The organism is Micromonospora sp. NPDC005174 (assembly GCF_040608495.1).
GTDB lineage: Bacteria > Actinomycetota > Actinomycetes > Mycobacteriales > Micromonosporaceae > Micromonospora.
Genome location: NZ_JBEXIJ010000069.1, coordinates 1 through 1,101, shown reverse-complemented (window position 1 = coordinate 1,101; position 1,101 = coordinate 1). Strand labels below are relative to the sequence as shown.

The 1,101-nt window shown below is 64.4% G+C and carries 1 protein-coding gene; it reads right to left on the bottom strand.

The window, feature by feature from the left end; translation table 11 throughout:
* Positions 1–661 precede the first annotated feature (661 nt).
* Positions 662–1,101 (bottom strand): hypothetical protein (locus ABZU91_RS32715; protein WP_355249165.1); only part of this gene is annotated, 440 nt, incomplete at its 5' end.

The window sequence follows — 1,101 nt, the reverse complement described above, 5'->3', positions numbered from 1 at the left end:
ACCGCCCAAGCCTCGTCAGTCAGCTCACCACGACGTACCACCGGCACATCGTCAACGATCAACCACTACAAGATCGGCAGGACACGCCCTAGGCAGGCGTGCAGTCCCCAGCGACGAGGTCACCGCCGGTCACGCGGCCTGATCAGCCAATCGATGACCAAAACCGCCGGCTGCCGAGGCTGGTAGGCGTGTTAGGAGTTTTGTGCGAAATCAAGGCGGCCCGCTTCGCAGGCCGCTCGCGCCGCCGACCAGGGGCGACCCGAACCGGTCGCCGATCGGGGACCGGTGGGAGTCGCGCCTCTTAGCGCAAGCGCACGAGGCGCACCCCGAACGGTTGCAGCCCCGCTGGCGGCGCGACGTACGAGGAAGCCCCGGGCCGCCACGTTGAGTGGCAGACCCGGGGCTTCGATGTTGAAGGCGACGACCAGAGCTTGCCTCGGGCGGGGCGCTCAGGCACTCCAGGATGGTTGGTGCCGTCCCGACGACCTCCGTTCGGGCAGAGCCGAGCAGGTGGGGCCTGCCCGGTGAAGCTCGTTCAGACGGTGGGGTGCTCCACCTTGACCGGGCAGGCCCCACCCACTACACAATGTGCGGACGAAGGCCGACGGGATGGCTAAGCCGGACGGAATCTGCCCTAGCGCAACGGGATGGCGGTCGTGAGCTAGCTAAAGATCTTGACGACTGCGGCGACGGCCGTAACAACAGCTGCGCCGGCCGCGACGGCTGGCCACGGGATTGCCTTGTCGTTCCTTCGAGCTCGCAGTTGTGATCGAGTTAGGTCGATTAGCTTGATGCGATAGGGGTTCGGCTTCGCGAGGAGGTAGCTCAGCCGAGGCGGCGAAGCTATGCGTTCGAGCCTGTCAAAGAAGTCCCCGATGACCCTTATCTCGGGGTAGCCGTTCGGTAGGCGGTAGTACAGCTTCCCCTTCTCGGCGTCGATCACGACCTTGCCATAGGAGATGTCGATCACCGCCACCGATGCCAGATCAACTTCATCAAGGTCAACGTCGGGTCTGCTGCACCGATAGGTGACAGTTTCAGTCACGCGGCCTGACTGGCCGGTGGGGTCATGATGGTCTCGTACTCGATAGGGGTCAACCG